The 3,572-nt window shown below is 55.0% G+C and carries 4 protein-coding genes and 2 pseudogenes; all 6 read left to right on the top strand.

The window, feature by feature from the left end:
• Positions 1–240: 240 nt before the first annotated feature.
• The 6 genes and pseudogenes from I2D57_RS09765 (at position 241) to I2D57_RS10135 (ending at position 3,339) form a co-directional block, all read left to right on the top strand.
• Positions 241–438 (top strand): type II toxin-antitoxin system RelB/DinJ family antitoxin, encoded by a 198-nt coding sequence (locus I2D57_RS09765; RefSeq protein ID WP_195362339.1) that lies wholly within the window; start codon positions 241–243, stop codon positions 436–438.
• 353 nt (positions 439–791) lie between these two features.
• Positions 792–947, top strand: a pseudogene (locus I2D57_RS10015) (helix-turn-helix domain-containing protein); the annotation flags it as partial.
• Between the two features lie 407 nt (positions 948–1,354).
• Positions 1,355–1,468, top strand: a pseudogene (locus tag I2D57_RS09955) (IS110 family transposase); the annotation flags it as partial.
• Positions 1,469–1,486: 18 nt separating this feature from the next.
• Complete coding sequence (locus tag I2D57_RS10140; RefSeq protein WP_195362338.1) at positions 1,487–1,699, top strand: helix-turn-helix domain-containing protein; 213 nt, start codon at positions 1,487–1,489, stop codon at positions 1,697–1,699.
• 189 nt (positions 1,700–1,888) lie between these two features.
• Positions 1,889–3,040, top strand: coding sequence for an HNH endonuclease signature motif containing protein (locus I2D57_RS09750; RefSeq protein ID WP_324249229.1), 1,152 nt, complete (start codon positions 1,889–1,891; stop codon positions 3,038–3,040).
• Positions 3,037–3,339: a nucleotidyltransferase domain-containing protein gene (locus I2D57_RS10135; protein WP_006235584.1), complete on the top strand. Its 303-nt coding sequence runs from the start codon at positions 3,037–3,039 to the stop codon at positions 3,337–3,339. The genes I2D57_RS09750 and I2D57_RS10135 overlap by 4 nt, the downstream gene beginning before the upstream one ends.
• Positions 3,340–3,572 lie beyond the last annotated feature (233 nt).

The following is a 3,572-nucleotide window of genomic DNA, read 5'->3' as shown; positions in this document are numbered from 1 at the left end:
GCGTGTCGACGAAGCACCTCGACGCCTACCTCGCCTGGTTCAGGTGGTGCCGGACCTTCATGGCGACCGATTCCGGCACCGCCGGGCGCACGGTCGCGCGACAGCTCGCCAACGGCGTGTGCAGGAGCCGCATCCATGATATGTTCAACGTCCTGCCGCCCTAAATGGACTACTGGACCGAAGCCGCCGCATAGAGACAGTAGAATGGTCGCATCGCGATATACGAGGAAAGGTGCAGCCATGCCGTCGAACATACCGGCCACGACGATCCGCATCGACCCGGAGGTCAAGAGGGAGGCCACGGCCATCCTGGACGAGCTCGGCCTGTCCATGTCCGCCGCCGTCAACGCGTTCCTCAGGGCGCCCGTCCGGAAGGGCGGGTTGCCGTTCGAGATGAGGGTCAAGGCGCCGGTGCCCGACGGGAAGACGGCAAGATAGTCGGCAAATCGACTTGGGCGATGGGACCCTCACGATTGACCCGACAGATCTTGAGCACATCGCCCCCTTGCCGGATTCAAACCCGGCAAGGGGGCGATTATCTTGCAATTTCAAAAAGATGATTGGGGCAGAATGTCAATCATGGTCTAACAGAGCCAAATCAATCCAACAGTTTAGATAACGGGTAATGATTCGGGAACAGGGCGTTCGGCCGGATGGAACAGATAGATATGGACCTTGAATATCAACTTCATCCGAACACCTCCCATATTCATCTGTACATGTACGGATGAATATGGGAATCCGATACCCTGAGGGCCGGATCGGCCGGCCCCGGGAGATCGGAGGACGCCATGTCCGGAAAGAGCAAGAAGGGCGCAGCGAAGGCGGTCCCGAGGGCCTACGGCAGGCTCACCAGGCACGAGCGGGATACGGTCCAGAGGATGCTGGAGCGCAGGGCCTCGTGCAGGGAGATCGCGAGGGAGCTGGGCAGGTCGCCCTCGACGGTGAGCGCCGAGGTGTCGTCGCACAGGTTCGTCGCCGCGCCCAAGCCCAGGCGCGGCGAGCGCGTCGACGCCGGCACCGACCTGTCGGCAGCCTGCCCGCGCCTGGCGGCGTGGCCGCGCTGCCGCGACGGCTGCGGCCGCTACCGCGCGGTGGGCTGCATGCGCTGCCCGCACGTCTTCTACGAGGCCCGCGCCGCGCAGCTGTGCGCGGACTCGGTGCTCGTCTCGTCCAGGCGCGGGATCGACGCCGACGAGCCCGCCGCGACGGCGAGGCTTGAGGCCATCAGGGACTGCCTGCGCCGGGGGCTGTCGCCCGAGCAGATGGCGGCGCGCAACGGCGGGCCGGTGGACCTGTCGCCCTCGACCATCTACCGCTGGGTCTCGGCGGGCTACGACGGCATGACTAACACAGGATGCGCGGGGACGAGAGAACGCTCGCCTACATGGCGAAGCGCAAGTCCGACGGCAAGACAAAGCGAGAGATCATGCGCTGCCTTAAGAGGTTCACAGCCAGGGAGGTTTACCCAACGTTGCGGCGCCCCATGAGGTTGAAGTACGCCCGGGGCTCGATACTGGCGGACATGCGAAAATCGCTCGGATTGACCCAAAAGCAGGTTGCCCGAGAGCTTAACGTGCCGAATGTAAGGCTCAGCGAAATAGAAAGAGAAGTATGCCCCCACGAGGAAATCAGACGCGAATACGACCGCTACTTGAATGCTAAAATGTCGTCCGATAAAGGACTTGACAGCCTATAGCAGCGTCATTCGGCACGCGATTCGTTAACCCTGGGGCTTAAAGCTGCCGAATGTCTACTTCTTTAGTGCTCCATTTACCTCCCCGTTCAATAATCTTCACTTGAAGCCTGACGGTGGCCCAATCATTGGATAACATATTCTTAAATGACAGTTAATCGTCAATCGAAGAGGTCAAAGCGGGGACGGAAAGTGTCGAAGACAAGCAGAAAGCCAATCTCAGCATATGTCGAGCGAAGACTCTGGGCGGAGTCTGCCGGCAAATGCATGAATCCAGATTGTCGGGCCGATCTATTCATCAGCAATGGAGACATTGCTGAACGAGCCCATATCGTCCCATATTGCAAAAGCGCAGAGAACACGTTCGACAACCTTATTCTCATCTGTCCAAACTGCCATACGAATTTCGACAAAAACTCCGCTTTCACGGCAGATGAAGTGAAGAAATGGAAGTCGATTCGTCACGCAGAAATTGATCGCGTTTTCGGAAAGACGTTCAGTTCCTTCGACGACCTGCGCAAAGAGGCCGCACCTCTGCTCGCCCGAAACAAGTCGATATATGAGAATTACTACATGAAGGACAAGCGAAGACTGTGGGATGTTTTTGAAAAGGAAATAATCGTCAACAACCGAAAACTTTGCACGCTGTTCGAATCGAACTTGTGCCTGTTCCAGAACCACAAGGACAATTCCTTCTCCAACCAGGCCGCTGTCCGCGATTTTATCGACCATGCTAAGGAGTTCGAAGCCACCAGAGATAATACGGAAAGACAAAGGTCTATTCTTTTCCCCGAGGTCATCAACTCCATCTTCGGAATCCAGCCCATAGAAGGTGACCTGCTCCCCTCTGCAGAATCCCTAGAGCTGCTAATCAAAAAGCTTGACGAACAGGGGCGATTTATAGATGTTTCTCTAGATGCAGAACATCCATTGTTGCAAATAATAGAAAACGGGAAAGAGGCGGTAGTTTATCTTGACGATACGCCGCGTATCCGACAGATGTACTATGACGCCCGCTGCTTCAGGCGTGCCGAGATGAGGCTAGACAGCTTGATTTTTGCCCTAAAGTACTTCCGCCTGTGCGGAAAGAAAGCAACTCGCAAGTCGAAGACAAACCTTAGAGAATATATAGCGAAAGGAAAATGCTTCTTATTCGTATACGAATACTGTCTGAGCTATGCAGAGTTGGCCCGTTTAGCACCGGCAGAACATACCGTTGTCGTCAACTTGCATAGATGGAACGGTAAGCAATGCATCTCCGAAGAAGCCCAGGTGTTTGCGGGGCAAATGCACGTGAAGCTCCTCGATATGGATAGCTTCTTCCCATTCGTTCGCAAACTATGAACTATTTGAGACTCATAGACATTCTCGACAGCAACCTAGAACTGTTCTCTCAGTTTGATCATGTCTATCTGTTCGGATCTGCGCTGAGTGGTTCAGAGCTCAGTGCAGACAGTGATATTGATTTGCTGCTACTGTACTCGAAATATTCCGATCAACTTGTCTCCGGATGCGAACAGATATCCCAAAAGTTAGGTAACGAGACCGGTAGAGTAGTCGACTTAACGGTCCTCGGCATCGATGAAGAGCGACATGTCGGATTCTTGGATAGAATCTCGCCTCATTATAGAAAGATAAAATGACCATTTGGTAGAACACCTGGCATAGCCTGTCGTACAGAATGCTTTCTGCGTGGATTCCGGCAGAAGAGAAGAAGGCGTCAACGGTCGCGCCTGCATGTTCGGCACACGGCGTATCGCACTCTGGCGGGACCCCGGCTCTGGGCGCCAATCCCGCATCGACAAGATGAGGTACCCTGAATTCATAATGAAGCTTGCGAACTGTCAGTGGTAGCGTGAAACTGAACAAGTGTTCA

The organism is Collinsella aerofaciens (genome assembly GCF_015553355.1).
GTDB lineage: Bacteria > Actinomycetota > Coriobacteriia > Coriobacteriales > Coriobacteriaceae > Collinsella > Collinsella aerofaciens_V.
This window is presented reverse-complemented; position numbering and strand designations above follow the sequence as displayed.